Below are 25,796 nucleotides of genomic sequence, written 5' to 3' on the forward strand. Positions count from 1 at the left end.
TCCTCGGGTCCCGTCACGTCAGGCAGTGCGCCTGCGGCTCGCCGCGCACCCAGCGCCCCACCTCCGCCGCGGCGATCGCCGCCGCCTTCTCCGCCACCGCCCGGGAGGCGCCACCCAGGTGCGGGGTGAGCACCACCCGGTCGGTGAGGGCGCGCAGCCGGGACCGGGCGGGCAGCGGCTCGGTCGCGTACGTGTCCAGGGCCGCCGCGGACACCTGGCCGCTCTCCAGCGCGTCGCACAGCGCGTCCTCGTCCAGGAGCGGGCCGCGGGCCGCGTTCACCACGACCGCGCCCCGGGGCAGCAGGGCCAGCTCGCGGGCGCCGAGCAGCCCACGGGTCTCGTCGGTGAGCCGGGCGTGCAGGGTGACGGCCCGGGAGGCGCGCAGCAGGTCGTCGAGGGAGGCGACCCGCAGGCCGTGGATCTCGCCCCGGACGTACGGGTCGTGCACCAGCACCCGGGCGCCGAAGGCGCACAGCGCGCGGGCCACCCGGCTGCCGACCGCCCCGTAGCCGACCAGGCCGACCGGCAGGTCCTCCAGCTCCAGACCGCTGTGCGCGTACGTGTAGTAGGTCGCCCCCTCCCAGCTGCCCCGCCGGGCGAGCAGGTCGTGCGCCTGCGGGATGCGGCGCAGCGCGGACAGCAGCAGGCCGACGGTGAACTCGGCGGTGGCGGCGGCGTTGCGGCCGGGCGCGTAGCAGACGCGGACGTCGTGCCGTTTCGCCGCGTCCAGGTTGACGTTGACCGGGCCGCCCCGGCACACCACCACCAGCCGCAGGGCGGGGCAGGCGTCCAGGACGCGTTCGGTCACCGGGCCCATCTGCGTGACCAGCACCTGCGCGCCGCCGAGCGCGGCGATCAGCTCGTCCTCGGCGTCGCTGGCCTCCGTCACCTCGGCCACCGGGCCGAACGGTTCCAGCGGCCAGCCGAGGGTCAGTTCGGCCGTCTCGCAGTCGACCTCCCGGGCGAGGGCCTCGCGGATCAGGGACGGCAGGATGAAGTGGTCGCCGGCGGCCACCACGCGCACGCGGTTCCCGTGGGTCATCGCAGGGAGTCTCCTGTCTCGGCGTCGAAGACATGGGTGAGGCGGGGGTCGGCGGTGACATGGACGCGGTCGTCGTGGGCGAGGCGCACCTCGGGGCCGGTGAGGACCACCAGCGGCTTGTCGACTCCGTCGACGGCGAGGGTGGCGAGGCCCGACTCCAGCAGGGGCTCGTGGGCCACGACCCGGGCGGCGAGGCCGTCCGCGCCGCCGAGCGCCAGGTCCTCCGGGCGGATGCCGACCACCACCTCGCGGCCCGCCGCCACCGGCACCGGCAGCGCGATCCGGGCCGTGGCCGACAGCCGGGCGTGGCCGTCGGCCGTCGCCGTGCCGGGGAGCAGGTTGACGGCGGGTTCGCCGACGAAGTCCGCGACGAAGACGGTGGCGGGGCTGTCGTAGATCTCGTACGGGGTGCCGAGCTGCTGGATCACGCCGTCCTTCATCACGGCGATCCGGTCGGCCAGCGAGAGGGCCTCCTCCTGGTCGTGGGTGACCAGGATGGTGGTGTGGCCCAGGTCGCGCTGAATGCGTTTGAGTTCGCGGCGGGTGGTGTCGCGCTGGGCGGCGTCGAGGTGCGAGAGGGGCTCGTCCAGGAGCAGCACGTCGGGTTCGCGGATCAGCGCGCGGGCCAGGGACACCCGCTGCTTCTGGCCGCTGGACAGCCCGGCCGGGCGGGCGTCGAGCACGCCGGTCAGGTCCACGCGTTCGGCGATCTCCTTGACCCGGCGGGCCACGTCCGCCCGGTCGGCCCCTTTGCGGGCCCGCAGGCCGAAGGCCAGGTTCTCCGCGACCGTCAGCGGCGGGTACAGCGCGTAGTTCTCGAAGGCGACCCCGATGTTGCGGCGCCGGGCGGGCAGGCCGGCCACCGACGCGCCGCCGACCAGGATGTCCCCGCCGGTCACCGCCTCCAGCCCGGCGATCATCCGCAGCGTGGTGGACTTCCCGCAGCCGGACGGGCCCAGCAGGCCGAGGAGTTCACCGGAGCGCAGGGCCAGGTCGATGCCGCGTACGGCGGCCACGGGCGGGCGGCCCCGCGCACGGTAGGTCTTGCGCAGATCACGTAGCTCCAGCTCGGTCATCGCCGCCCCTCGTCGCGGTCGAAGTGCACACCTCGTAGCGGACCTTGTGCTCGTCCAGGTCCCGCAGGGCCTCCGCCGACGCCCCGTCGTCCACGAGGAGCAGGTCGAAGCGGGACAGCGGGACCACCCGGTGCAGGGCGGCGCGGGCGAGCTTGGTGTGGTCGATCAGCAGGACGTTGCGCGCGGCCGCGTCGAGCATGGCGCGCTTCACCGACACGATGTGCTGCTCCTGGTGGTAGGCGTAGCCGCCGCGCACGGCCGACGTGGACGCGAAGCAGACGTCGACGCGCAGCTGCTCGATCGCCTCGACGCAGGACACGCCCAGGAAGGACGAGTGCAGCGGGTCGTAGTCGCCGCCGAGGGCCATCAGGCGGATGCCGCGCTGGTCGGCGAGCAGGTTGATGGCCTCCAGGAAGTTGGTGACGACCGTCAGCGGGGTGATCTCGCCCAGCCGCAGCCCCCGGGCTATCTCCAGGGTGGTCGTGGAGTCGTCCAGCATGATCGCCATGCCGGGCTCGACGAGCTTCAGGGCGCGCTCGGCGACGGCGGCCTTCTCGGCGCGCATGGTCTTCAGCCGGTACTGCACGTTGGACTCGAACACGCCGGAGGGCTGCGCGGTCACGCCGCCCCGGAACTTGCGGACGATGCCCTGCCGTTCGAGCTCGTCCAGGTCCCGGTGGATGGTCATGAGGCTCACCCCGAACCGCTCGGCCAGGTCCGCGGCGGTCGCCGACCCGTCGGCGAGGACCTGCTCGGCCATCGCGGCCTGACGGGCGGCGGGGCCCTGCTGTGCGTGGTTCATGGTCCGATCCTTCGTCCTGGACGCTCCGGCCGGTCGGCCTCGAACAGCAGCAGGTTCTCAGGCCGGACCGACAGTCGTACCGGATCGTCGGGACGAAGACCGGCCGCCTCGCCGCGCGGGACGACGAGCGCCAAGCGCTGGTCGCCGAGCCGCACGGTGACCTCCACCGAGCGGCCCAGCACCTCGGTGACGTAGACCGTGCCGGTGAGCGTGTGACCGGGGCCCGCACCCAGGGTGAGATCGCGGGGCCGGACACCGATCAGCACCCCGGTGCCCGGCGGCGCCTGCGCCCGCAGGTCCAGCTCGATCCCGCCGTCCGCCGACCGGAAGCCGCCGCCGGGTGTGACGGTGCCGGGCAGCAGGTTGATCCGGGGCCGTCCGAACGCCCGCGCCACCTCCGTGTCATGGGGCCGGTACCAGATCTCCTCCCGCGTCCCGGTCTGCACGATGCGCCCGTCCCGGATGACCCCGATCCGGTCGCCGAGCGCCAGCGCCTCCACGGAGTCGTGGGTGACGTACAGCGTGGTGGTGCGGCGCACCGACCCGATCGCCTTCAGCTCGGCGCGCATCTGCTGGCGGAGCTTGGCGTCGAGGTGGGAGAGCGGCTCGTCCAGCAGGAAGGCGCGGGCGGGGCGGACCAGGACCCGGCCGAGGGCGACCCGCTGGCGCTGCCCGTTGGACAGCTGCCCGACGGGCCGGTCCAGCAGGGCCGCGATGCCGAGGAGTCCGGCCACCTCCCCGATCCGCTCGCGCGCCCGTGCCGCGGGGAGGCGGTGGCGCGGCGAGCGGAGCGGGAAGGCGAGGTTGTCGTACACCGACTTGTGCGGGTACAGGGCGTAGCTCTCGAAGCACATGGCCACGCCCCGGTCGTACGGTTCGACCCCGCGCTGGTCCACACCGTCGAGCTCGACGGTCCCGGCGTCGGGGAGCTCCAGCCCGGCGACGGTCTTCAGCGTGGTGGTCTTCCCGGCGCCGGACGGGCCGAGCAGGCAGAAGAACTCGCCCTCGCGCACGTCCAGGTCCAGCCCGTCGAGCGCCCGGACGGCGCCGTACGCCTTGGCGACGCCCCGCAGCCGGATCACGACTTCACCGCCCCGAACGACAGCCCCCGCACCAGGTACCGCTGGATGGTCAGCGCGAGCAGCAGCGGCGGCACGACGGAGACCAGCGCGGCGGCGGCCGTCAGGTTGTACTTGGGCCGGTCACCGCCGAGGAACGACAGCGCGCCGACGGTCACCGTCTGCGCCTCGCTGGAGGTGAGGATGAGCGGGAAGACGAAGTTGTTCCAGGCGAAGATGAAGGCCAGCAGCGACACGGCCGCCACCCCCGGTTTGACCAGCGGGAGCGCCACCTTCACGAACGCCTGCTTGCGGCTGTAGCCGTCGAGCAGGGCCGCCTGCTCCAGCTCGGGGGTGAGGTCCGCGAAGTACGAGCGCATGATCCACACGATCAGCGGCAGCGTGACCAGCTGGAGCACCCACACCATGCCGACATAGGTGTCGAACAGCCCGAGCTTCTGGTAGAGCACGAACAGCGGGATGATCACGGTGAGTTCGGGCGCGAACCGGAACGACAGCAGCGTGAACATCAGGTTCTCGGAGCCCCTGAACCGCCAGCGTGCCGAGGCGTACGCCGCCGGCAGGCCCACGAGGAGCGACAGGAGCACCGCCCCCACCGACACCACCAGACTGTTGACGAAGAACCGCACGAAAGGGATGCCCTCGCTGTCGCCGAGGACCGTGCGGTAGCCGTCGAGGGTGGGGGAGAAGGAGAAGTAGGTGGAGAACAGCTGGTTCGCCGGCTTCAGCGACAGGATCACCATCCAGGCGATCGGGAACAGCGCGAAGACGAAGTAGAGGATCAGGGCGGCGTCGGCCATCCAGCCCAACAGGCGCCTGCGCACGGTCATTTCGCCTCCGCCGCCTTCCGCTGGATCTTCCCGAGGTGCTTCACCAGCACCATCGCCGCCAGGTACACCACGGCCCACAGCACGATCGTGTAGCTGATGCCGAACGAGTAGCGCTGGAAGCGGATCGCCTCCAGATAGGCCCGGATCTGCAGGACGACGGTGGAGTCGCCCGGCCCGCCCTCGGTGAGGGCGTAGATGATGTCGAACACCTTCAGCGAGTCCATGAACCGGAAGATCACCGCGACCAGCACGTACGGCCACAGCATCGGCAGGGTCAGCCGGCGGAAGGTGTACCACCAGCCGGCCCCGTCGACGGCCGCCGCCTCGAACGGAGAGGTGGGCAGGGACCGCAGCCCGGCGAGCGCCAGGATCGCCACGAACGGGGTGTAGACCCAGACGTCCACGGCGATGGACGACAGCAGGGCCCCGGTCGGGGTGTCCGTCCACTGCACGCCGCCCAGCCCGAAGGGCCGCAGCAGATGGTTCACCACCCCGACCGAGGGCTGGAGCATCAGCTTCCAGATGATCGCCGCGATCACCGGCGCGATCATCAGCGGCAGGATGAGGATCTTCTCCAGCACCCGCCCGACGAGCGAGGAACGGTGCAGCAGCAGGGCGACGGACACCCCGAGGACCGTCTCGGCCGCGGCGGCGCCGACCGCGTACAGGACCGTCACCCAGGCCGAGTTCCAGAACGCCTCCTCGGTGAAGACGGTCGTGTAGTTCTCCAGCCGCACCAGGTCCGGCTGCGGTTTGCTCGCCGAGAAGTCGAAGAGCGTGTAGTACAGGCCGAGCCCGAAGGGGTAGAGGATTCCGCAGGTCAGCAGCAGGGCGGGGACGATCAGGACGTACGGGCGCAGAGCGGGCCGCCATCCCATCGCGCTAGCCCACCTTGCCGGCGAGGTCGCCCGCCAGGTCGTCGAGCACCGGCTTCGCGCCCTGGCCGCCGTAGATCTCCTGGAGGGCGGCGGCCCAGCTGGTGGTGGCGTCGAAGAACTGCTCCTGCGGGGTGAACTGGATCCTCGTCCGGTCGACGACGGTCTCGAAGGTCTCGATGAAGCCGGGCAGGTGCTTCATCTTGTCCTTGTAGGCGGGGTCCTCGGCGATCGACTTCCGTACCGGGTCGATGTGGTTGTGCCGGATCGCGCTCCTGCGCAGGTGCTCCTTGCCGGTCGCCCACTGCAGGAACAGCCAGGCGGCGCTCTTCTTCCGGCTCCTTGCGTTCATGCCGAGCGACCAGATCCACATGTTGGTGGCCAGCGACCCGTCGGGCCCCTTGGGGCCGGGGTGGAAGGCGATCTTCCCGGAGGCCGGGCTGGCGCCCTCGACCGCCTGGAAGTAGGCGGCGGTGTCCGCGTCGAACAGCATCCCGGCCTTCCGCGCGCCCAGGTCGCTGGAGCACTGGTACCACGTGTACGACGTCCACGACGGCGGCCCGCCCTGCTTGACCATGGCGGCCCAGTCCCGGGTGAACGCGACGGCCTCGGGGCTGTTCATCGCCGGTGTGAGCTTCCCGCCCTCGACCGTGAAGTCCTTCAGCCCGTTGCGGGCGTACATGGTCATGAAGCCGGGGTGGATCGTCGCCCAGCTCCGCGAGCCGCGCACGGCGATCCCGTACATGCCGTCGAACCCGGCGCCCGGCGCCTTCCGCTTGATGGTCCCGGCGATGTCGCGCAGCTCGTCGAAGGTCTCGGCGGGCCGGAGGCCCAGCTTCCTGAACACGTCCGTGTTGTAGGCGACGACGTTGGTCTCCCAGCCCCACGGCAGCGCGTACTGCCCGCCCTGCCCGAGCGGGGCGCCCGCCTTCAGGGACCACTGGTCGGCCTGGAGGAGGTTGGGGAAGAAGTCGGCCTGGTCCCATTCGGCGCCGGTGGCCGAGGAGTTGCGCATCCAGGGCCCCAGGTCCTCCAGCCAGCCGGGCGGCCCGTACTGCCACACCATGTACGCGCCCAGCATGAAGACGTCGTAGGAGGCGCGTCCGCTGGACAGGTCGACGGTGAGCTTGTCGAAGTAGTTGTCCTCGGGGAAGACGTCGTACTCGACCTCGACGCCGGTCTTCTCGGTGAACGACTTCAGATCGGCGATCAGCGCGTCCGTGTACGGGTGCTTGTTCAGCAGGGCCTTGACGGTCGTGCCCTTCTCCCGCCGCCAGTCGAAGGAGCCGGTGACGTCGTCCGCCGCCGAGCCGTCCTTCTTGTCGTCCCCGCCGCCGAACCCGGTCCCGCAGGCGGTCAGCAGGGGCGAGGCGGCCAGGGCGGCGCCCAGCGCCAGGAAGCGCCGGCGGTCGTGCGCGTGCGTGTCCATCCGTGACCTCCACGTGGGGCTCGGGCCATCCGGGTGCGAGAGGGGCCAACACGGCGAGTCGAGTCGTTAACAGAGGGTGGAACCAAGGAAGTTGGGCGTCAATCCCTCGCGCACGGGAAAATATCGGTGCAGAGTGAGAAGTTAACGTTTCCAACTGTGCGGGGGACCGGATGGCGGACCGGGACGACGTGGCGTGGCTCGGGATCGACCTGGGCACCCAGAGCGTGCGCGCCCTGCTCGTCACCGGGGACGGCACGGTCCTCGGCGTCGGGTCGGCGCCGCTGACCGGACGGCGCGACGGCGTACGGCACGAACAGGACCCGGCCGGCTGGTGGGACGGCCTGTGCGCCGCCACCCGTGCCGCGCTGCGCGGGCGGGCGGGGACCCGGATCGGGGGGCTCGCGCTCTGCGGCACCTCCGGGACCGTCCTGCTCACCGACGGCGCCGGCCACCCGACGAGCCCCGCGCTCATGTACGACGACGCCCGCGCGACGGAGCAGGCGGCGCGGGCGCGCGGGGCGGGGCTCGCCGTGCAGGACACCTGGGCGCTGCCGAAGGCGCTGTGGCTGACCGAGACCCACGGGCCGGGCCGGATCACCCACCAGCCGGACCTGATGGTCCTGCTCCTCACCGGCGTCCTGCCGCCGGCCGACTCCAGCCACGCCCTGAAGACCGGCTACGACCCGGAGCGCGACGCCTGGCCGGACGCGCTGGCCCGGCTCGGCCTGGCCGGCGAGGCGGTCCCGGACGTCGTGCCGCCCGGCACCCGGCTCGGCGAGGTGTCCGCGTCCGCCGCCGACGCCACCGGCATCCCCGCCGGCACCCCCGTCGTCGCCGGCATGACCGACGGCTGCGCGGCCCAGATCGCCTCCGCCGCGCTGCGCCCCGGCGCCTGGAACTCGGTGCTCGGCACCACCCTCGTCCTCAAGGGCGCGTCCCTCACCCCGGTCCGCGACCCGGCCGGCGTGGTCTACAACCACCGCGCCCCCGACGGCAGCTGGCTGCCCGGCGGCGCCTCCAGCGTGGGCGCGGGCGTCCTCACGGCCGCGTTCCCCGGCGCCGACCCCGCCGCCATGGACGAGCGGGCCGCCGCCCACGAGCCGTCCGGCGCGGTCACCTATCCGCTGGTCTCGCCCGGCGAGCGGTTCCCGTTCCTGGCGCCCGGCGCCACCTCGCTCGTCCTCGGCGAACCGGAGTCGGACGCCGACCTGTGGGCCGGGCTCCTCCAGGGCGTCGCCTTCACCGAACGCCTGTGCCTGGACTACCTGCACCACCTCGGCGCCCCGGTCGACGGCCCGCTCACCTTCACCGGCGGCGCCGCCCGCAGCCCGTACTGGAACCAGCTGCGCGCCGACGTGCTGGGCCGGCCGGCCCGGGTGCCCCGGCAGACCGAACCGGCCCTGGGCATGGCCGCGCTGGCGGCGTACGGCACGGGCGCCGCGCCGGGGCTCACGGACGCCGCGGAGGCCATGGTCCGCCTCGGCCCGGCCGTCGAACCCCGGCCCGGGCGCACCGCCCTCTTCGCCGGGCCCTACGCCCGCCTGGTCGACGAGCTGACCGCCCGCGGCTGGCTGCCCCCGCCGGTCGCGGCACACGCGCACGCCCGCCTCGACGGGGATACTGCCGACTCATGACCACGCGCACGAGCACGACGCTGCTGCTGGCCCGGCACGGGCAGACCGTCTGGCACGCCGAGAACCGCTACGCCGGGGTCAGCGACGTCCCCCTCACCGGCACCGGACGGGCCCAGGCCGAGGCGCTCGGCCGCTGGGCCGCCGCCCACCCGGTCGACGCGATCTGGACCTCGCCGCTGTCCCGGGCCGCCGTCACCGCCGAGCCCGCCTGCCGCGCCCTCGGCCTGACCCCGCGCCGTGAACCCGGCCTGCGCGAATGCGACTTCGGCGCCCTGGAGGGCCGTACGCTCGCCGAGTTCGCCGCCGAGGACCCGGCCGCCGCGGCGGCGTACCGCGCCGACCCGGTGGCGCACCCGTTCCCCGGCGCCGAGGACCCGGCCGCCGCCGCGGCGCGCGGGGTCGCGGCCCTGCGCCGGGTCGCCGCCCGGCACCCGGGCGGGCGTGTGCTCGTGGTCGCCCACAACACCCTGCTGCGGCTGGTGCTGTGCACCCTGCTGTCCATCCCGGCGCGGGAGTACCGCAGGGTGTTCCCGCGGCTGCGCAACACCGCCCTCAGCGAACTGCGCCTGGCCGCCGACGGATCGGCCGCGCTTCTCTCCCTGAACGTGCCCTGCGAGCCCGAGCCGCGCGGCACGGCGGCCCCATGACGGAGAGGGCCTTGACGCCCCGGACACCGGAGGCCCCCGCGCGTCACGTCCGCGCGGGGGCCTCCGTCCTTCCGCCTGCCGTGCGTGAGCGGTGAGAAGACGATCACGAGGCAGGACGACTCACGGGGTCAGGGGGCGAGCAGCAGCACATCGGCGCGGGAGCGGGCGGCCGCGTACCGCGCGGCGACGTCCTGCCAGTCGACGACCTGCCACATCGCCTCGATGAAGTCCACCTTCTGGTTGCGGTACTGCAGGTAGAAGGCGTGCTCCCAGGCGTCGAAGACCAGGATCGGGGTGGCGCCCTGGCCCACGTTGCCCTGGTGGTCGTAGACCTGTTCGACGATCAGCCGGCCGCTCAGCGGCTCGTAGGCGAGCACCCCCCAGCCCGAGCCCTGGGTGGTCGCGGCGGCCTTGGACAGCTGCGCCTTGAAGCGGGAGAAGGAGCCGAAGGACTCGGCGACGGCGTCGGCGAGCTCGCCCACACCGTCCTTCTCCAGCGGCTCGCCGCCTCCGTCGCCGGACATGTTCCGCCAGTAGATGCTGTGCAGGATGTGCCCCGACAGATGGAAGGCCAGGCTCTTCTCCAGCCCGTTGATCGCCCCCCACGCCTCCTTGTCCCGCGCCTCGGCCAGCTGCTCCAGCGTGTCGTTGGCGCCCTTCACATAGGCCGCGTGGTGCTTGTCGTGATGCAGCTCGATGATCTCGGGGCTGATCACGGGCGCGAGCGCGGCGTAGTCGTAGGGCAGGTCCGGGAGTGTGTAGACGGGCATGGAGGTCCCCTCAGAGCTCTTGTTGCAAGTAGCTTGCAATAACAAGCTAACAGCAAAAAGCCCCCGTGTGGATCACACGGGGGCCTCGCGGGGGTGCCGGGCCGGTCAGGTCCTGGCGCGCGAGCGCTGCCAGGCGTACCCGGCCGCCGCCAGGAGCAGGGTCATCCCGCCCGTCGAGTACAGCTGCACCCGGGTTTCGGGCTCGCGGGCCATCAGCACGAAGATCGCGGCCATACCGGCCAGCGCCACCCACGTCAGCACCGGGAACGCCCACATCCGCACGACCAGCTTCTGAGGCGTCTCGCGCTCCAGACGGCGGCGCAGCCGCAGCTGGGAGACCGCGATGAAGATCCAGACGACCAGGATGACCGCGCCGATCATGTTCAGCAGCCACGGGAAGACGTCGTCAGGACGCCAGTACGACAGGACGACGCACACGAATCCGAAGACGGACGACGCGAGGACCGCGACCCTCGGCACCCCGCCCGACACCCGGCCCAGCGCCGCCGGGCCCTGGCCCCGCCGGACGAGGGAGTAGGCGATGCGCGACGAGCCGTAGATGTTGGCGTTCATGGCGCTCAGCAGGGCGACCAGGATCACCACGTTCATCAGCTGCCCGGCGCCGGGGATGCCGAGCCGGTCGAGGGTGGCCACGTACGGGCCGTCCTCGACGACCGCCGCGGAGTTCCAGGGGACCAGGGTGACCACGACGGCCATCGAGCCGATGTAGAACAGGGCGATCCGCCACATGGCCGTGCGCACCGCGCGCGCCACCCCGCTGACCGGGTCCTCCGACTCGGCCGCCGCGATGGTGACCGTCTCCATGCCGCCGTAGGCGAACACCGACGCCAGCAGGCCGATGATCAGCCCGTCGGTGCCGTTCGGCAGGAAGCCGCCCTCACCGGTGAGGTGCGCGGTCCCGGGCGCGTCGGTGCCGGGCAGCAGACCGGCGATGGCCAGCCCGCCCAGCACCAGGAACAGCGCGATCGCGCCGACCTTCAGCGCGGCGAACCAGAACTCGAACTCGCCGAAGTTCTTCACCGCGGCCAGGTTCGCGCCGCAGAACACCACCATGAACAGGGCCACCCAGGCCCACTCCGGGGTGCCCGGCAGCCAGCCCGTGACGATCTTCGCCGCGCCGATGCCCTCCAGCCCGACGGCCGTGCACAGCAGGACCCAGAAGGACCAGCCGGCGGTGAACCCCGCCCAGGGGCCGATCGCCCGCTCGGCGTGCGCGGAGAAGGAACCGGAGGAGGGATACGCGGCCGACATCTCGCCGAGCATCCGCATCACCAGCATCACGAGGAGGCCGGAGACGACATAGGCGACGACGATCGACGGCCCGGCGGCGGCGATCCCCGCCCCGGACCCCACGAACAGGCCGGCGCCGATGACACCGCCGAGGGCGATCATCGACAGATGGCGCTGCTTGAGGCCGTGGGACAGGGAGACATCGGCCGCCTCGGGAGGCGTCGACTCGGTGGTGCTGTGCTGCATGGGAGCGGCTCGTCCAATGCGTGAGAGGGCAAAAACCCCCACAGCATGGGCAGCCTCTCCGCTCAGGAGGAGAGGCTGCCCACTATGCGGACACCGGCCGCACCCTGGGTGATCCGCGCGTCACGCCGCGACCGGTGTGTAGTGCGAGGCGTCCCCCTCGATCGAGTAGCTCGCCTTGCCCTCGATGCCGACCGGCACGTCACCGGCGACGGTCACCCGGTGCAGACGGCGCGGCCGGCCGTCGTAGTTGTCGACCGCGTAGTGCTGCGTGATGCGGTTGTCGAAGACGACCAGCTGGTTCTCCGACCAGCGGTGGCGCAGGACGTTCTCCGGCCGGGTGACGTACGCCTGGAGCAGGTCGAGGATCTTGCGGGACTCGCCCGGCGACAGCCCCACGATCCGCTGCGCGAACCCGCCGATGAACAGGCCGCGTTCACCGGTCAGCGGATGGACGCGCACCACCGGGTGGACCGTGCGGTACGTGATCGAGGTGAACTGGGCGCGCTGCGCCGCCTGCTGCTCGTCGATCTCCTCGTCCGGCACCGCGTAGTCGTAGTCGTTGGTGTGCTCCGCCCACAGGGTGTCCGCCAGCTTGCGCAGCGGTTCGGGCAGCTGGCGGTAGGCGGCCGCCGCGTTCGCGATCAGCGTCTCGCCGCCGTACGGCGGGAGGGTGATGCTGCGCAGGGTCGTGGCCTGCGGCGGGTTGAGGACGAATGTGACGTCGGTGTGCCAGTGGTTGGCGGCACGGCCCCGCTCGCTGTCCACGGGCAGCACGTTCGGGGCGCCGGCGATCGAGGAGACCGTCGGGTGGGCGGTGGTGACGTCGCCGAAGTGCCGGACGAAGTCCTGGTGGGTGGCGTCGTCCAGGTCCACGTCGTCCAGGACGAGCGCCTTGTGGACGTTGAGGGCCCCACGCAGCGCGGTGACGGTCTCCTCGGCGAGCGGCCGGGAGATGTCGACGCCGGACACACGGGCCCCGATGTGCGCGGTGATCTTCTGGATCTCGATGTCTGACACGGGTGGTCCTTCCGGTAGGCGTCTGGTTCAGACGAGGGCGTTCTCGCGGACGGTGTACTGGTTGGCGGGGCGCGGCAGCCCGTAGCGCTCGCGCAGCGTGCGGCGCGGGCCGTACGCGGTGCGCAGCAGGCCGCGCTCGCGCAGGATCGGCACCACCTGGTCGACGAAGGCGTCCAGACCGGACGGGAGCACCGGCGGCATGATGTTGAAGCCGTCGGCGGCTCCTTGCGTGAACCACGTCTCGATGGCGTCGGCGACCTGTTCGGGCGTACCGGCGAAGGTGAGGTGGCCGCGCCCGCCGCCCAGCCGTCCGATCAGCTGCCGGACCGTGAGGCGCTCGCGCCGGGCCAGCTGCACGACGAGCGTGTACCGGCTCTTGGCGCCTTCGACCGCGTCCTCGGACGGCAGTCCGGCGGGCAGCGGGCCGTCCAGCTCGAGGGTGCCGGGCTCCAGCTGCAGCAGGCTCTCCAGCCGGGCCACGCCGTGCGTGTGCACGATGTGGTCCTCCAGCACCCGCTCGGCCGCCCGGGCCTCGGCCTCGGTGGAGCCGATCACCGGGACGATGCCCGGCAGCACCTTGATGTGGTCGGGGTCCCGGCCCGCCTCGGCGGTACGGGCCTTGAGGTCGGCGTAGAAGGCCCGCGCGTCCTCGATGGTCTGCTGCGCGGTGAACACGGCCTCCGCGTGGCGCGCGGCGAAGCGCTTGCCGTCCTCGCTCGACCCGGCCTGCACGAGCAGCGGGTACCCCTGCGGGGTGCGCGGGACGTTGAGCGCCCCCTCGACCCGGAAGTACGTCCCCCGGTGCCGCGGCGGATGGATCTTGCTGTCGTCGCCCCACACGCCGGCCGCCTTGTCGGCCACGATCGCGTCGTCCTCCCAGCTGTCCCACAGCTTCCGGGCGACGTCCAGGAACTCGGCGGCCCGGGCGTACCGCTCGGCGTGCGCGGGCTCCGCGTCCAGGCCGAAGTTCCGGGCGGCTTCGGCACCCGCGGTGGTGACGATGTTCCAGCCGGCCCGGCCGCCGCTGACGATGTCCAGCGAGGCGAACTTGCGGGCCAGGTTGTAGGGCGAGTTGTAGGACGTGGAGGCGGTGGCGATCAGCCCGATGTGCTCGGTGGCCGTCGCCAGCGCGGTCAGCAGCGTCAGCGGCTCCAGGGAGCCGGCGGGCCGCTGCGCGAGGTTGCTCCACAGCTGGGGTCCGTCGGCGAGGAAGAGCGAGTCGAAGGTGCCGCGCTCGGCGGTCCGCGCCAGCCGCACGTAGTGGGCGAGGTCGACGTGCGCGTACGGATCGCTCTCCGGAAGCCGCCAGGAGGCCTCGTGGTGGCCGGTGTTCATGAGGAAGGCGTTGAGGTGGAGCTGTCGGGTCATGGGAGTCCTAGGTCGGGGTCGCAGGGGAGTGCGGTCGCGCGGGCCGGTGGTCACCTCAGGTCCTCGGTCACGCCGAGCGCCGCGAGCAGCCGTTCGCGGTACGCCGACCGGGGCGTGTCGCGGTCGATCGTCACGTCGAGCCCGATCCGGCCGTGCTCCAGGACCAGCACCCGGTCGGCGAGCACGATCGCCTCGTCGACGTCGTGGGTGACGAGCAGGACGGACGGGCGGTGGCGTTGCCACAGCTCCCGCAGCAGGTTGTGCATCCTGATCCGGGTCAGGGCGTCCAGCGCCCCGAACGGCTCGTCGGCCAGCAGCAGTTCCGGCTCGCGCACCAGGGAGCGCGCCAGCGCGGCCCGCTGCGCCTCGCCGCCGGACAGCTCGTTCGGCCAGGCCCGTTCCCGGCCCTTCAGCCCGACCTCGGCGAGGGCCTCGCGGCCCCGCTCCGCCGCGTCCTTGCCGTCGAGGCCGAGGAGGACGTTGTCCAGCACCCGGCGCCAGGGCAGCAGCCGGGCGTCCTGGAAGACCACGGACACCCGCTCCGGGGCGGTCAGCTGCCCGCTGCCCGTCACCTGGTGGTCCAGGCCCGCGACGGCCCGCAGCAGCGTGCTCTTGCCGGAGCCGCTGTGCCCGAGCAGGGCCGTGAACTGGCCGGCGGGCAGGTCGAGGTCGATGCCGTCGAGGACGGTCCGTCCGTCGAAGGACCGGGTCAGACCGCGCAGTTGCACGGCGGGACGGGTCAGCTGCTCAGTGTGCGGCGCCACGACAGCACCCTCCGTTCGATGAGGCGGACCGCGCTGTCGGAGACCAGGCCGAAGACGCCGTAGACGACGAGGCCGACGAGGATGACGTCCGTCTGGCCGTAGTTCTGCGCCTGGAACATCATGTAGCCGAGGCCGCTGGTGGCGTTGATCTGCTCCAGCACCACCAAGCCCAGCCAGGACCCGGTCACGCCGAGCCGCAGCCCGACGAAGAAGCCGGGCAGCGCGCCCGGGACGACGATCTGCCGGATGAAGCGGAACCGGTTCAGGCCCTGCACCTCGGCGAGTTCCACGAAGCGGCTGTCGATGCCGGACAGCGCGGCATGGGTGTTCAGATAGATCGGGATGTAGACGACGATGGCGATGATCGCGATCTTGAAGGTCTCGCCGATGCCCAGCCACAGGATGAACAGCGGGATGAGACCCAGCGTCGGGATGGCCCGGTTGAGGTTGACCGTCCCGTCGATCAGCGCCTCCCCGGTCCGGGTGAGCCCGGACGCCAGCGCGAGGACGACACCGGCGGTGAGCCCGAGGACGAACCCGGTCCCGGCCCGCTGCAAGGACGTCAGGATGTCGTCCGGCAGGGACCCGTCCGTCCACAGGTGGGCGCCGGTCTCCACGACGGTCCACGGCGCCGGGATCGCGCCGGGGTCGAGCGCACCGGCGGCGGAGGCGGCGGCCCACAGCGCGACGAGCAGCAGGGGACCGGCGAGCCGGGCGGCGGGCAGACGCCGGCCGGGGGCCAGGGGGCGGCGCCGGCGGACGCGGCGGTCCGGTCCGGCCAGCGGCGGTGCCTCTGTCACGGTCGTGGTGGTCGTGGTGGTCATGGCGGTCACCTCCGGTATTCGGCGGGCACGGACCTGGCCGCGATGCCCTCGAAGCGGTGGTCGAAGAGTTCGCCGACGTCGAACTTCTTCACGAAGCCACCCCTCGCGAGCAGATCGGCGGTCTCCTGCTCCCACGTGATCGCCTCGCGCCAGGACGGCGGGAACAGCGGCTTGTTGGCGAGTTCCGTGATCGCCTCGGCCTGCGCGAGGGACAGGTTCTGCGTCTTGACGTAGAACTCCCGGTTCCAGACGTCCGGGTGCTCGTACGCCCACACCTGGCCCTTGGCCCAGTACGGGATGTAGGCGGCGACCGCGGCGGCCTTCGCCTTGTCGTTCAGCACGGAGACCGGCGCCCACAGCAGGCTCAGCAGGTCGACGACGTCGGTGACGATCGTGCGGGCGCCCTTGCCCTCGTACTGCTTCAGATAGGCGGGGGCCTGGCTGTTGGCGAGCGGGGCGACGTCGACCTGGCCGGACTGCAGGGCGGTGAGGAACTGGTTGCTGGTCAGCGGGACCAGCTCCACGTCGTCGTACTTCAGGCCCGCCTTGTTCAGCGCCCGCAGCAGGACGACGCCCTGCGCCTGGCCCTGCGAGAACGCCAGCCGCCTGCCCTTGAAGTCCGCGACCGTGCGGATGTCGCTGCCGGGCTTGGTGGCGAAGAGGTAGTTCGGCTTGCGGGTGATGTTGATCGCCACGATCTTCGCGTCGAATCCCTGGTAGTGCGCCTGGATCGGCGGGATGCCCGCGTTGTTGGCCACGTCCAGGGACCCGGAGCGGAAGGCGTTGATGACGTCGGGACCCGCGCCGATGTTCAGCCAACTGCCCACCTCGAACGGTGGATCACCCAACTTCGCCAGCTTGAACTGCAGTTGCTGGACGTTCTGATACGAGGCGATCTTCAACGAGGTGCCCGCGGGCACCTTGGCGGCGAGCGGGGCGGTCGAGGCGCCCTCGCTGCCGGCGGCCGCGCCGCCGGCGCAGCCGCTGAGGCCCGCGACACCGGCCACGGTGCCGAGCACCGAGGTGAGGAAGAGCCGTCGGTCGACACCCGACACGGGGGAGGAAGGCATGGGAGTACTCCATGAAGAGTGGGAAACGGAAATAGGCATGCGGAATTCAGGAAGGGCGCCGGCAAAGGGCCGGGAAAAGAGAATTCACGCAGGGGGTGATGAGCGCTTCACACGCGGCGACGTGTCAGCAACAGTGGGTGCGACAGCTCACGAAAAGGCTCATGACCAGGATGTTCCCGGTCGCGAGTGGCCCCTGTCAATATTCGGAGTTTCTGAATTAAATAGCGTCAGGTAGTGCGCCCGCGGACGCGCCCAAAGGGTCCCGGTAGAGCACGTCCAGAGCCACCGAACCACCCGCCACCGCCAGCACGGAATCCGGGAAACTCGACGCTACGACCGACTCCGCGCGCCCGTCGCCCACCGCGGCGCGCAGCGCGCCGAGACAGTCCCTCCGGCTGAGGACACCGATCTCCGTGACCACCACGGTCTCCGGGTTGAGCACGTCGAGCAGCAGCCCCACGGCCCGGCCCGTCATCCGCGCCCGCTCGGTCAGCAGCCGCACGGCCGCCGTGTCCCCGTCGCGCGCGGCACGCACCACGTGCCGGGGGTTCGTGCCGCCGATGACCCCGGCCGCCCGCGCCCGGCGGCACAGCGTCCGCTCGCTCAACTCGGCCTGGAGGCAGCCCGTCCGGCCGCAGGCGCACCGCTCCGTGCCGCCCGGCACCGGCAGGTGCGCGATCGTGCCGGCCTGCGAGCGGGGACCGTGGTGCACCTCGTCGTTCGTCGCGAACGCCGCGTCGACCACGTTGCCGACGAACAGGTGCAGCACACTGCGGCTGCCGCGCGCCCGCCCGAACAGCCGCTCCGCGTTCACCAACGCCCGCGCGTGCCCGTCCACATGGACCGGCAGCCCGGTGCGGGCACCGAGCACGTCACGCACCGGCACCTCGCGCCAGCCCAGCAGCGGATGCTCGACGACCACCCCCGAGGCCCGGTCCACCCAGCCCCCGGCGGCGAAGCCGACACCGAGCGGCCGGACACCGGGCCGTGCGTCGAGCAGCCCGGCCAGCGCGTCGGCGGCCTCCTCCAGGACGTCGTACGGATCGACCGCACCGGAGTGCGGCACCTCCCGCACCGCCACGACCCGGCCGCGCAGATCGAGCAGCGCCACCGTGGTGTACGGCACCGCCACATGCACCCCGGCGACCACGAGCCGCGAGTCGTCCAGGTCGACCGGTACGTGCGGGCGCCCGACCCCGCCGGACGCCCGGGGCGCCGCCGCCTCGCGGATCAGCCCCAGCCCGGTCAGGCGGGCGCAGTGGCCGGTCACCGACGCGGGGGACAGCCCGGTCAGCCGGGCGATGGTGCTGCGCGCCACCGGCCCGTGTTCCAGCACCGACCGCAGGACGACGCTGGCACTGGTCCGGCGCCGGTCACGGTCGGCGACACGGGGGATCGGGGACGAAAGAGTGGGTGCCGCGGTACGGGGCATGGGGAACTTCCTCGGGATCCGGTCCGACACTGCGCCGTGCTGAACGGCGAGCCGGGCCGGGTCACCCGGGCCGGCTCACCCCGGACGGCGACAGGCGGCCGCGCCCACGCGTCGCAGGTCGACGTGGCGACGCGACGTGAAGTTCCGGGACTGAGCGACCATGCGTTCGAAGCTAGCAAAGCGGGCCCGTGCTGCCCAGATGGCGACCGACGGGCGAGACGGTTCTTCATACGCGGGCAACATGATTGGTGGAACCCTACAGTCGCCCCGGACACGGCCCCTGTGAGCCGTACGTCCCTGCCTCAGTGACCGGCGTCACCCCGCACGGGGTGTACCGCACCGCCTTTGTCCGGAGCCCACCAAGCCCGTGATCCCGCCTTTGTCGACCACTGACGGTGAGGGACCGCGACCCCCTGGGATAGCGTCACAGCGTCCCGTACCGCCCTCACCTCGCGGAGTCCCCATGAGCACCGCCGCCGCAGCCCCCGCACGCACCGGGCAGGTCCTCGCCGACCTGCTCCCCGCCTCCCGCGTCCGCGACATCGCGCTCGTCGCCGGCGGCGCCGCCCTCACCGGCCTGGCCGCCCAGATCTCCGTGCCCGTGCCGGGCTCCCCGGTGCCGGTGACCGGCCAGACCCTCGCCGTGCTGCTGGTCGGCACCGCGCTCGGCGCCGGCCGCGGCTTCCTGTCGCTCGCGCTGTACGTGCTGGCCGGCATGGCGGGCGTGCCGTGGTTCGCGCAGGGCACCTCCGGCGCCGCCGCCCCCTCCTTCGGCTACGTCCTCGGCATGGTCCTCGCCGCGACCGTCGTCGGCGCCCTGGCCCGCCGCGGAGCCGACCGCACCGCGCTGCGCACCGTCGGCGCGATGCTGCTGGGCGAGGCGATCATCTACGCCGTCGGCGTCCCCTACCTCGCCCTCGCCACCGGCATGTCGGCGTCCGCCGCGATCGCCGCCGGCCTCGTGCCGTTCCTGATCGGCGACGCGGTGAAGGCCGCCCTGGCGATGGGCGCGCTGCCCACGGCCTGGAAGTTCCTCAACCGCTGACACCACGGCACATGAGCGAGAGGCTCGCCGGTCGCACACCGACCGACGAGCCTCCGCTCTTCTCTCTCCTCCTCAGGGTGATCAGCTCTGCGGGGACCGCCGGGGCCGCCTCAGCCGCGACCACCACAGTCCCGCCGCCCCGGCCGCGAGCAGGGCCGCCCCGGCCGCGCCCAGCGGCAGGACGTCACGGCCGGGACCGGTCTTGGGCAGCTCGTCGGGGCCCGGCGCCACCGGCTTGTTCTCCGTGCCGAGCAGCAGCGGTGTGGCCGGGGCGTCCGGCGACGGGTTGGTCGTACCGAACGGCACCGGGCCCTGCTGCCAGTACGTCTGCTTGCCGTCCCCGGTCTGGACGGGCAGGCAGATCTTGCCCTCCTTGCGTACGTCGAACGTCGCGTCCACGGCGTACGACTTCGACTCACCGGCGGGGAGATTGTCGAGAGGGCAGGCGAAACCGCTGTTCGAGCCCTCGGGGAGGTTCGCCCGGCCGATGGCCGAGCAGCCCTCGACATTCTTGACCGTCAGGCCGTCGAACCCGACGACCAAAAGCTGGATCTTTCCGCTGTCCTTGGTCCCTTCGTTCTTGACGGTGGCAGTGATCTCGGTTTTCTGCGAACTGTTGTCCACCGAGATTTTCTCGGGCAGTTCGGTGAGGAGCTTCACTCCCGCCGGTGCCTCGTCGATGACCTTTCCCCCCTTGCTGCTGCCGGGTCCCTGGTCATCCGCACTGGCAGCGGAAGAGAAGATCATCACTGCCGAGAAAGATGTCGCGACCAGCGATCCCGCAATGGCCGTCGTGCGACGAGAACTCATGTTCGTCCCCCTTGCCTGCGCCTGAATTCGCAGTACTTGAAGAGCTACCACAAGATTTCTCCGCACTATGCTGGTACGGCCTGAAGTGTGACCATTGTGTTTCAATGGCGGATGTCCGATGTGGCATCGAGGGGGTGCAGCGGATTGCCGGGGAATACGCGAAGCGGTGGGGTTCCGGGTTTACTGGTGACGGGACGCTATCGATTGGTCGAGAGTATCGGCCAGGGGGGAATGGGGCGGGTGTGGCGAGCGGTCGACGAAATGCTCGACCGGCTGGTCGCCGTCAAGGAAATGCGGATAGACGGCCTCGACCCCGAGGACACCCGCACGCGCCGTGAACGCACCCTGCGCGAGGCACGGGCGACGGCCCGGATCGACCACCCGCACGTCGTCCGGGTCTATGACGTCGTCGACGAGGGTGAACACCTCTGGATCGTCATGGAGTTGGTGGCCGGCCGCTCCCTGGAACGCATCATGGCCGAGGACGGCCCGCTGGGCCCCGCCGAGACGGCCAGGATCGGCCTCGGCCTGGTGGCGGCCCTGCGCCAGGTCCACGCGCGCGGCGTGCTGCACCGGGACATCAAGCCGGGCAACGTCCTGGTGGAGACGGAGGCCGTGCGCGGGCGCGGGCGGGTGGTCCTGACGGACTTCGGTATCGCGGCCATCCAGGACGCCAAGGCCCTCACCATGGTCGGCATGCTCGTCGGCTCGCCCGACTACATGGCGCCCGAGCGGATCGCCGGGCGCCCGCAGGGGCCCCCGTCGGACGTCTGGTCCCTGGGCGCGACCCTGTGCGCGGCCCTCGCGGGCCGCTCGCCCTTCTCCCGTGACACGACCCTCGCGACCCTGCACGCCGTGCTCTACGAGGAGCCCGAACTCCCCGCCGGCGTGGGCCCCTTGCGCCCGGTCCTCACCGCCCTCCTCCAGAAGGAACCGTCGTCGCGCCCGAACCTCGACGCCCTGGAGACCTTTCTGGAACGGGTGGCGTTCCCGCCCCCCACCCCGACGATCCAGGTACCCCCCGCGTCCCTGCCTGACGGGTCGCCGGAGGGCGGTGGCGGAGGCGCGGGGTCCTCCCCACCGGGGGCGGCCGTGGGCCCCGGCCCCGCGGGCGCCGAGCCCCCGGCAGGGGAGCGGCCCGGCCCTGGACGGGAGCCGATGGGCGGTGCGCACACGGCGCCGGGCGCCCCACCACCCTCGGCGGCACCGGAGTCTCCCGCTCCCGCGGCAGAGCCGACGAGCCTGGCCGAGACGAAGCCGGGTACGCCCGCCCAGTCGTCCGTACCGGACGACCCGGTGGCCGGGCTCGCACCGGGCGGGCCCCCACGGGGCGTGACCGCCGCCGAGACCGAACCGGGGCGGCCCGCCGCCGGCCGGTCGCCGGATGGTCCTGGCGCCGGGCACGAGCCGCGTGCACCGGGCCCGGCACCGAGCGGTCCTGCCCCCGGCTCCACGCGGGACATGTCCGCGGGGAAGGCCGTGCCGGGTGTGCGGGGGCCGATACCGGGTGGGCCGGTCGCCGGGTCCGTCGCGGCGGCACCCGATGCCGTAGCGGGCGCGCCTCTGACCGATCCCACGAGGCGAGCCCCCGTCTCCGAGGCCACACCGGCGGCGTCCGCGCCGGACACCCCCCGAGCCCCCGACCCCCGCGTGCCCGGAGACGTGCGCGACGCCGTACCGCCGCGGCGGGCGTCCGCCGCCGGGCAAGGCCATCCGGGCCCGGCCTCCGCTCCACACCCGCCCGAGGCAGCCGGAACGGCGGTCGCGCCCGCGCCGCCCACCCCGGTGCCCGAGCCCTCCGCACCGTCGACCTCCCCCCACCCGACGGCCCGCTCCTCGGCCCTCCACAGCCCTTCGCCGTCCCCGTTCCCTGACGCCCCGCCCGGCGGGACCGCCACCCCCGGCACCCAGGAGCCCTCAACCCCGCCCCCCGGCGTCTTTCTCGCCCGCCCCGAGGCCCTCACCGAGCGGAGGCCCGGCAGCGGTCCGATCGTGTCGTCCCGGCCCCGGCCCCGGCCCCGGCTCCGCCGTATCGCCGTAGGGGGCGCCCTTGCCGTGGTCGTCGCCGGTGCCGTCGTCGCCGGTGTCCTGCTGAACGGTGGCGGTTCGTCCGGCGGCGGCAGGGCCGGGCCGTCGGTGTCCGCGAGCGCGTCCTCCTCGCCGACCGTGGAGGGCACGTCACGGCCGCAGAGCCTGCCGCCCGGCGCCCACCGCGAGGCGGGCGGGTTCGCCTGGGCGACCCCCGAGGGCTGGAAGCGCGACGTCAAGACGGGCGCCGAGGTGCACTACACCGCGCCGGACGGCACCCAGGAACTCGCCGCCAAGTCGTCCCTCGCGCGCGGTGACCTGATGGACTCCTGGGAGAAGTCCGAGCAGGACGCCCGCCAGGGCGCCGACTACCGCAAGATCCGCCTGGCGCGCACCACGTTCCGGGACCACCCGGCGGTCGTCTGGGAGTACTCGTTCACGCTCCAGGGGGAGCCCTGGCACGCCCGGCTGCTGGGCTTCACCGTGGACGGCAAGTCGTACCAGATCAACACCTGGTACCGCCCGGAGGCCGAGGAACGGGCCCTCAGGACCTACGGCCGGGTCAGGGACAGCTTCACGGTGCTGTGACCGGGCCGCGCCCGGCAAAGAAGGGAGGGGCGGCGGGCGCGCGTCGGCGCGTCCACCGCCCCTCCCCGGGGCACTGGGCGTCGTGGCCTCAGGCCGTCGTGACCTCGTCCGGCCGCACGTCCGCGGCGTCCGGACCGGCCGCCGCGGCCGCGGTCCCGCGCCGGGGGGCGACCTTCTGCTTCACGAAGGCCACCACCAGCACCAGCGCGGCCACGAGCAGCGACAGCAGCACGGTCTGCCGGCCGTCGTGCTCGGTGTCGGTGAGCATGTAGCCGAGGACGAAGACGATCAGCGCGGCCGTCGCCCAGGTCAGGTACGGGTACAGCCACATCTTCACGACGAGCTTCTCCGGCGCCTCGCGCTGGATGATCCGCCGCATGCGCAGCTGCGAGAAGCAGATCACCAGCCAGACGAACAGGGCGACCGCGCCCGAGGAGTTGACGAGGAAGAGGAAGACCGAGTCCGGGAACTTGTAGTTGAAGAACACGGCCACGAACCCGAACGCCACCGACGCGAGGATCGCCGTGCGGGGCACGCCGTTGCCGGTCGTCTTGCCGAAGGCCTGGGGCGCGTCGCCGCGCCGGCCGAGCGAGAAGGCCATCCGGGACGCGGTGTACAGGCCGGAGTTCAGGCAGGACAGCACCGAGGTCAGCACGATGAAGTTCATGATCTGACCGGCGTGCGCGATCCCCAGCGAGTCGAGCGCGGCGACGTAGGAGCCCTTGTCGGTGATGGCCTTGCTGTCCCAGGGGAGAAGCGACACCACGACGAGGATCGAGCCCAGGTAGAAGACGGCGACCCGCCAGATGATGCTGTTGGTGGCCTTGGCGACGGCCTGCTGCGGGTGCTCCGACTCACCGGCGGCCAGCGTGGCGATCTCGCTGCCCATGAAGGAGAAGACGACCAGCAGCACGCCGGTGAGGATCGCTCCCGGACCGTGGGGCAGGAAGCCGCCGTGCCCGGTGAGGTTGCCGAACCCGGCCTGGTCGCTGTCGACGCCCGGCAGCACACCGAAGATCGCCAGCAGGCCGACCACGATGAAGCCGGCGATCGCGACGACCTTGATGCCGGCGAACCAGAACTCGAACTCGCCGTACGACCCGACGGACACCAGGTTCGTCGCGGTCAGCACGATCATCACGATGAGGGCCCAGGCCCACTGCGGGACGGCCGGGATCCAGCCCTCCAGGATCACCGCGCCGGCGGTCGCCTCGACCGCCAGCACGACCACCCAGAAGAACCAGTACAGCCAGCCGATGGAGAAGCCCGCCCAGGGCCCGAGCGCCCGGTCGGCGTGGGCGGAGAAGGAACCCGAGGTCGGGTTGGCCGCGGACATCTCACCGAGCATGCGCATCACCAGCACCACGAGCGTGCCGACGAGCGCGTACGAGAGGAGGATGCCGGGTCCTGCCGTGGCGATACCGGAGCTGGACCCGACGAAGAGCCCGGCGCCGATGACACCACCGATGGCGATCATCGAGAGGTGGCGGTCCTTGAGCCCGGCCTGCAGGCCGTGGCCGCCGACAGCTGGTTCGGCCGTCTTCTTTGTCGGCTGCGAAGTCATGGAGCGGGGTTTCCTTTGCGCCGTGGGGAGCGGTCCTCGTACGGAGCGGATGACGTCGGCGTACGAGCCGGACCAGTGAATCGGAGGAGAACCGATTCGGGAACCTTTGATTCGTGATTGTTACTTGAGGTTTCCTTGAGCTTCTATAGCGCAGGTCACATTCTCAAGGGACGGCCACCCGACGCTGCTGCCCCCTTGCGGCCGTGTCACACTCGTTGCATGCGCGTGTATCTCGGCTCCGACCATGCGGGCTTCGAACTCAAGAACCACCTCGTCGACTGGCTGAAGGCGGCCGGTCACGACCCGGTGGACTGCGGGCCCCACATCTACGACGCCCAGGACGACTACCCGCCCTTCTGCCTCCGCACGGCGGAGAGGACGGCCGCGGACCCCGAGGCCCTCGGCATCGTGATCGGCGGCTCCGGCAACGGTGAGCAGATCGCAGCGAACAAGGTGAAGGGCGTCCGCGCGGCGCTCGCCTGGAGCGAGGAGACGGCGGCGCTCGGCCGCCAGCACAACAACGCCAACGTCGTGGCCGTCGGAGCGCGCATGCACACGACCGAGGAGGCGACGAAGTTCGTCGAGACCTTCCTCGGCACCCCGTACTCGGGTGATGAGCGTCACACCCGCCGGATCGACATGCTCACCGCCTACGAGACGACCGGCGAGCTCCCCCCGATCCCGGCCCACCACCCGCAGCAGGAGCAGTAACGCCGCCCGGTGGCCGGGGGAGCACCGCCCCCGGCCGGACCGGACGGACCGGGGCCCCCGGGAGACGACGAAGGAGCCACCGTGCCTGAGGGGCACACCATCCACCGGCTGGCCCAGGACTACGCCGCCGCCTTCCGCGGCACGTCACCCCGGGTCACCAGCCCCCAGGGCAAGTTCTCCGACGCCGCGGCCCTCCTGGACGGCGCCGAACTCAGCCGCACCGACGCCCACGGCAAGCACCTCTTCCTGGGCTTCCGCGACACCGACTGGGTCCACATCCACCTCGGCCTCTTCGGCAAGGTCGCCTTCGGCGCCGCCCCGGCGCCCCCGCCCACCGACACCGTGCGGCTGCGCCTCGCGAACCCGGCCGCCTACGTCGACCTGCGCGGACCCACGACCTGCGCCCTGATCACCGGCACCGAGAAGCAGGCGATACACGACCGCCTCGGGCCCGACCCGCTGCGCCCCGACGCCGACCCGCGCGAGGCGTACCGGCGGATCTCCCGCAGCCGTACGTCCATCGCCGCCCTGCTCATGGACCAGAAGGTCATCGCCGGCGTCGGCAACGTCTACCGGGCCGAGGTCCTCTTCCGGCACCACATCGACCCCTACCGCGCCGGCCGGGACATCACCCCGGCCCAGTGGGACGCGATCTGGGCCGACCTCGTCGCCCTCATGCGCGAGGGTGTGCGCACCAACCGCATCGACACCGTCCGCCCCGAGCACACCCCGGAGGCGATGGGCCGCCCGCCCCGCGTCGACGACCACGGCGGCGAGGTCTACGTCTACCGCAGGGCGAACCAGCCCTGTCACCTGTGCGGCGGCGAGATTCGCACCGCCGACCTCGCCGCCCGCAACCTCTTCTGGTGCCCCGGCTGCCAGACGCCGTGACCG

At 72.3% G+C, this 25,796-nt stretch carries 23 protein-coding genes; 6 read left to right on the forward strand and 17 right to left on the reverse strand.

Annotated elements, in window-relative coordinates; translation table 11 throughout:
• Window positions 1–13: 13 nt before the first annotated feature.
• Genes ACFRAC_RS01925 through ACFRAC_RS01955 form a run of 7 tightly spaced genes read right to left on the reverse strand, consistent with a single transcriptional unit; the run spans window position 14 to window position 7,133 of the window.
• Window positions 14–1,042 (reverse strand): 2-hydroxyacid dehydrogenase, encoded by a 1,029-nt coding sequence (locus ACFRAC_RS01925; protein WP_382919526.1) that lies wholly within the window; start codon window positions 1,040–1,042, stop codon window positions 14–16.
• Window positions 1,039–2,118: an ABC transporter ATP-binding protein gene (locus tag ACFRAC_RS01930; RefSeq protein WP_382919528.1), complete on the reverse strand. Its 1,080-nt coding sequence runs from the start codon at window positions 2,116–2,118 to the stop codon at window positions 1,039–1,041. The genes ACFRAC_RS01925 and ACFRAC_RS01930 overlap by 4 nt, the downstream gene beginning before the upstream one ends.
• The gene (locus ACFRAC_RS01935; protein WP_361339157.1) at window positions 2,096–2,920 is read right to left on the reverse strand and encodes a DeoR/GlpR family DNA-binding transcription regulator; all 825 of its coding nucleotides are present in this window, start codon (window positions 2,918–2,920) and stop codon (window positions 2,096–2,098) included. Before ACFRAC_RS01935 ends, ACFRAC_RS01930 begins: the two co-directional genes overlap by 23 nt.
• A complete protein-coding gene (locus tag ACFRAC_RS01940) occupies window positions 2,917–4,002 on the reverse strand; it encodes an ABC transporter ATP-binding protein (protein ID WP_382919530.1) in 1,086 nt (361 codons plus the stop codon). The genes ACFRAC_RS01935 and ACFRAC_RS01940 overlap by 4 nt, the downstream gene beginning before the upstream one ends.
• Window positions 3,999–4,829, reverse strand: a complete 831-nt coding sequence (locus ACFRAC_RS01945; protein WP_382919531.1) for a carbohydrate ABC transporter permease — start codon at window positions 4,827–4,829, stop codon at window positions 3,999–4,001. Before ACFRAC_RS01945 ends, ACFRAC_RS01940 begins: the two co-directional genes overlap by 4 nt.
• The gene (locus tag ACFRAC_RS01950; RefSeq protein WP_361339166.1) at window positions 4,826–5,707 is read right to left on the reverse strand and encodes a sugar ABC transporter permease; all 882 of its coding nucleotides are present in this window, start codon (window positions 5,705–5,707) and stop codon (window positions 4,826–4,828) included. Before ACFRAC_RS01950 ends, ACFRAC_RS01945 begins: the two co-directional genes overlap by 4 nt.
• A gap of 4 nt (window positions 5,708–5,711) precedes the next feature.
• Entirely contained in the window at window positions 5,712–7,133 is a 1,422-nt protein-coding gene (locus ACFRAC_RS01955) for an ABC transporter substrate-binding protein (RefSeq protein ID WP_382919533.1), read from the reverse strand.
• Between the two features lie 170 nt (window positions 7,134–7,303).
• On the opposite strand from ACFRAC_RS01955, the gene ACFRAC_RS01960 reads away from it, so the two are divergent.
• Together ACFRAC_RS01960 and ACFRAC_RS01965 are read left to right on the forward strand one after the other, a co-directional pair.
• The gene (locus tag ACFRAC_RS01960) at window positions 7,304–8,767 is read left to right on the forward strand and encodes an FGGY-family carbohydrate kinase (RefSeq protein WP_382919534.1); all 1,464 of its coding nucleotides are present in this window, start codon (window positions 7,304–7,306) and stop codon (window positions 8,765–8,767) included.
• The gene (locus ACFRAC_RS01965) at window positions 8,764–9,414 is read left to right on the forward strand and encodes a histidine phosphatase family protein (protein ID WP_382919536.1); all 651 of its coding nucleotides are present in this window, start codon (window positions 8,764–8,766) and stop codon (window positions 9,412–9,414) included. The genes ACFRAC_RS01960 and ACFRAC_RS01965 overlap by 4 nt, the downstream gene beginning before the upstream one ends.
• 128 nt (window positions 9,415–9,542) lie before the next feature.
• Here the strand turns inward: ACFRAC_RS01965 and ACFRAC_RS01970 are convergent, their stop codons facing one another.
• The 8 genes from ACFRAC_RS01970 to ACFRAC_RS02005 all read right to left on the reverse strand — a co-directional run bounded on the left by ACFRAC_RS01970 (window position 9,543) and on the right by ACFRAC_RS02005 (window position 18,156).
• Window positions 9,543–10,184: a superoxide dismutase gene (locus ACFRAC_RS01970; protein WP_382919537.1), complete on the reverse strand. Its 642-nt coding sequence runs from the start codon at window positions 10,182–10,184 to the stop codon at window positions 9,543–9,545.
• A 105-nt stretch (window positions 10,185–10,289) separates the two neighbouring features.
• Window positions 10,290–11,681, reverse strand: a complete 1,392-nt coding sequence (locus ACFRAC_RS01975; protein ID WP_382919539.1) for an amino acid permease — start codon at window positions 11,679–11,681, stop codon at window positions 10,290–10,292.
• 120 nt (window positions 11,682–11,801) lie between these two features.
• A complete protein-coding gene (locus ACFRAC_RS01980; RefSeq protein ID WP_382919541.1) occupies window positions 11,802–12,698 on the reverse strand; it encodes a TauD/TfdA dioxygenase family protein in 897 nt (298 codons plus the stop codon).
• 27 nt (window positions 12,699–12,725) lie between these two features.
• Window positions 12,726–14,066, reverse strand: a complete 1,341-nt coding sequence (locus ACFRAC_RS01985) for an LLM class flavin-dependent oxidoreductase (RefSeq protein ID WP_382919543.1) — start codon at window positions 14,064–14,066, stop codon at window positions 12,726–12,728.
• Window positions 14,067–14,116: 50 nt separating this feature from the next.
• Window positions 14,117–14,830: an ABC transporter ATP-binding protein gene (locus tag ACFRAC_RS01990; protein WP_382919545.1), complete on the reverse strand. Its 714-nt coding sequence runs from the start codon at window positions 14,828–14,830 to the stop codon at window positions 14,117–14,119.
• Window positions 14,806–15,654, reverse strand: a complete 849-nt coding sequence (locus ACFRAC_RS01995) for an ABC transporter permease (RefSeq protein WP_382919546.1) — start codon at window positions 15,652–15,654, stop codon at window positions 14,806–14,808. Before ACFRAC_RS01995 ends, ACFRAC_RS01990 begins: the two co-directional genes overlap by 25 nt.
• A 5-nt stretch (window positions 15,655–15,659) precedes the next feature.
• Complete coding sequence (locus tag ACFRAC_RS02000; protein WP_382919547.1) at window positions 15,660–16,724, reverse strand: ABC transporter substrate-binding protein; 1,065 nt, start codon at window positions 16,722–16,724, stop codon at window positions 15,660–15,662.
• 217 nt (window positions 16,725–16,941) lie between these two features.
• Window positions 16,942–18,156 (reverse strand): ROK family protein, encoded by a 1,215-nt coding sequence (locus tag ACFRAC_RS02005; RefSeq protein ID WP_382919549.1) that lies wholly within the window; start codon window positions 18,154–18,156, stop codon window positions 16,942–16,944.
• 463 nt (window positions 18,157–18,619) lie between these two features.
• On the opposite strand from ACFRAC_RS02005, the gene ACFRAC_RS02010 reads away from it, so the two are divergent.
• Window positions 18,620–19,201, forward strand: a complete 582-nt coding sequence (locus tag ACFRAC_RS02010) for a biotin transporter BioY (RefSeq protein ID WP_361339201.1) — start codon at window positions 18,620–18,622, stop codon at window positions 19,199–19,201.
• A gap of 81 nt (window positions 19,202–19,282) precedes the next feature.
• Here ACFRAC_RS02010 and ACFRAC_RS02015 read toward each other — a convergent pair whose 3' ends face one another.
• Window positions 19,283–20,011: an LPXTG cell wall anchor domain-containing protein gene (locus tag ACFRAC_RS02015; RefSeq protein WP_382919550.1), complete on the reverse strand. Its 729-nt coding sequence runs from the start codon at window positions 20,009–20,011 to the stop codon at window positions 19,283–19,285.
• 231 nt (window positions 20,012–20,242) lie between these two features.
• Here ACFRAC_RS02015 and ACFRAC_RS02020 point away from each other — a divergent pair, with 231 nt between their 5' ends.
• Window positions 20,243–22,627, forward strand: a complete 2,385-nt coding sequence (locus ACFRAC_RS02020) for a protein kinase (RefSeq protein ID WP_382919911.1) — start codon at window positions 20,243–20,245, stop codon at window positions 22,625–22,627.
• Window positions 22,628–22,715: 88 nt separating this feature from the next.
• Here ACFRAC_RS02020 and ACFRAC_RS02025 read toward each other — a convergent pair whose 3' ends face one another.
• Window positions 22,716–24,191, reverse strand: coding sequence for an amino acid permease (locus tag ACFRAC_RS02025; protein WP_382919551.1), 1,476 nt, complete (start codon window positions 24,189–24,191; stop codon window positions 22,716–22,718).
• Between the two features lie 219 nt (window positions 24,192–24,410).
• On the opposite strand from ACFRAC_RS02025, the gene ACFRAC_RS02030 reads away from it, so the two are divergent.
• Both ACFRAC_RS02030 and ACFRAC_RS02035 read left to right on the forward strand, forming a co-directional pair.
• Window positions 24,411–24,902 (forward strand): ribose-5-phosphate isomerase, encoded by a 492-nt coding sequence (locus ACFRAC_RS02030; protein ID WP_382919553.1) that lies wholly within the window; start codon window positions 24,411–24,413, stop codon window positions 24,900–24,902.
• Between the two features lie 81 nt (window positions 24,903–24,983).
• The gene (locus ACFRAC_RS02035) at window positions 24,984–25,793 is read left to right on the forward strand and encodes an Fpg/Nei family DNA glycosylase (protein ID WP_382919554.1); all 810 of its coding nucleotides are present in this window, start codon (window positions 24,984–24,986) and stop codon (window positions 25,791–25,793) included.
• Window positions 25,794–25,796: the final 3 nt, after the last annotated feature.

This window comes from Streptomyces sp. NPDC056628 (genome assembly GCF_042792555.1).
In the GTDB taxonomy this organism is placed as follows: Bacteria; Actinomycetota; Actinomycetes; order Streptomycetales; family Streptomycetaceae; genus Streptomyces.

Bases quoted from the DNA above. Each gene is read 5' to 3' on its own strand.
- ACFRAC_RS02000 (WP_382919547.1), bottom strand. From the start codon at position 16,724: ATGCCTTCCTCCCCCGTGTCGGGTGTCGACCGACGGCTCTTCCTCACC.
- ACFRAC_RS01950 (WP_361339166.1), bottom strand. From the start codon at position 5,707: ATGGGATGGCGGCCCGCTCTGCGCCCGTACGTCCTGATCGTCCCCGCC.
- ACFRAC_RS01995 (WP_382919546.1), bottom strand. From the start codon at position 15,654: ATGACCACCACGACCACCACGACCGTGACAGAGGCACCGCCGCTGGCC.
- ACFRAC_RS01965 (WP_382919536.1), top strand. From the start codon at position 8,764: ATGACCACGCGCACGAGCACGACGCTGCTGCTGGCCCGGCACGGGCAG.
- ACFRAC_RS02010 (WP_361339201.1), top strand. From the start codon at position 18,620: ATGAGCACCGCCGCCGCAGCCCCCGCACGCACCGGGCAGGTCCTCGCC.
- ACFRAC_RS01955 (WP_382919533.1), bottom strand. From the start codon at position 7,133: ATGGACACGCACGCGCACGACCGCCGGCGCTTCCTGGCGCTGGGCGCC.
- ACFRAC_RS01925 (WP_382919526.1), bottom strand. From the start codon at position 1,042: ATGACCCACGGGAACCGCGTGCGCGTGGTGGCCGCCGGCGACCACTTC.
- ACFRAC_RS02025 (WP_382919551.1), bottom strand. From the start codon at position 24,191: ATGACTTCGCAGCCGACAAAGAAGACGGCCGAACCAGCTGTCGGCGGC.
- ACFRAC_RS01975 (WP_382919539.1), bottom strand. From the start codon at position 11,681: ATGCAGCACAGCACCACCGAGTCGACGCCTCCCGAGGCGGCCGATGTC.
- ACFRAC_RS01985 (WP_382919543.1), bottom strand. From the start codon at position 14,066: ATGACCCGACAGCTCCACCTCAACGCCTTCCTCATGAACACCGGCCAC.
- ACFRAC_RS01930 (WP_382919528.1), bottom strand. From the start codon at position 2,118: ATGACCGAGCTGGAGCTACGTGATCTGCGCAAGACCTACCGTGCGCGG.
- ACFRAC_RS01945 (WP_382919531.1), bottom strand. From the start codon at position 4,829: ATGACCGTGCGCAGGCGCCTGTTGGGCTGGATGGCCGACGCCGCCCTG.
- ACFRAC_RS02020 (WP_382919911.1), top strand. From the start codon at position 20,243: ATGGGGCGGGTGTGGCGAGCGGTCGACGAAATGCTCGACCGGCTGGTC.
- ACFRAC_RS01970 (WP_382919537.1), bottom strand. From the start codon at position 10,184: ATGCCCGTCTACACACTCCCGGACCTGCCCTACGACTACGCCGCGCTC.
- ACFRAC_RS01935 (WP_361339157.1), bottom strand. From the start codon at position 2,920: ATGAACCACGCACAGCAGGGCCCCGCCGCCCGTCAGGCCGCGATGGCC.
- ACFRAC_RS02030 (WP_382919553.1), top strand. From the start codon at position 24,411: ATGCGCGTGTATCTCGGCTCCGACCATGCGGGCTTCGAACTCAAGAAC.
- ACFRAC_RS02005 (WP_382919549.1), bottom strand. From the start codon at position 18,156: ATGCCCCGTACCGCGGCACCCACTCTTTCGTCCCCGATCCCCCGTGTC.
- ACFRAC_RS02015 (WP_382919550.1), bottom strand. From the start codon at position 20,011: ATGAGTTCTCGTCGCACGACGGCCATTGCGGGATCGCTGGTCGCGACA.
- ACFRAC_RS01960 (WP_382919534.1), top strand. From the start codon at position 7,304: ATGGCGGACCGGGACGACGTGGCGTGGCTCGGGATCGACCTGGGCACC.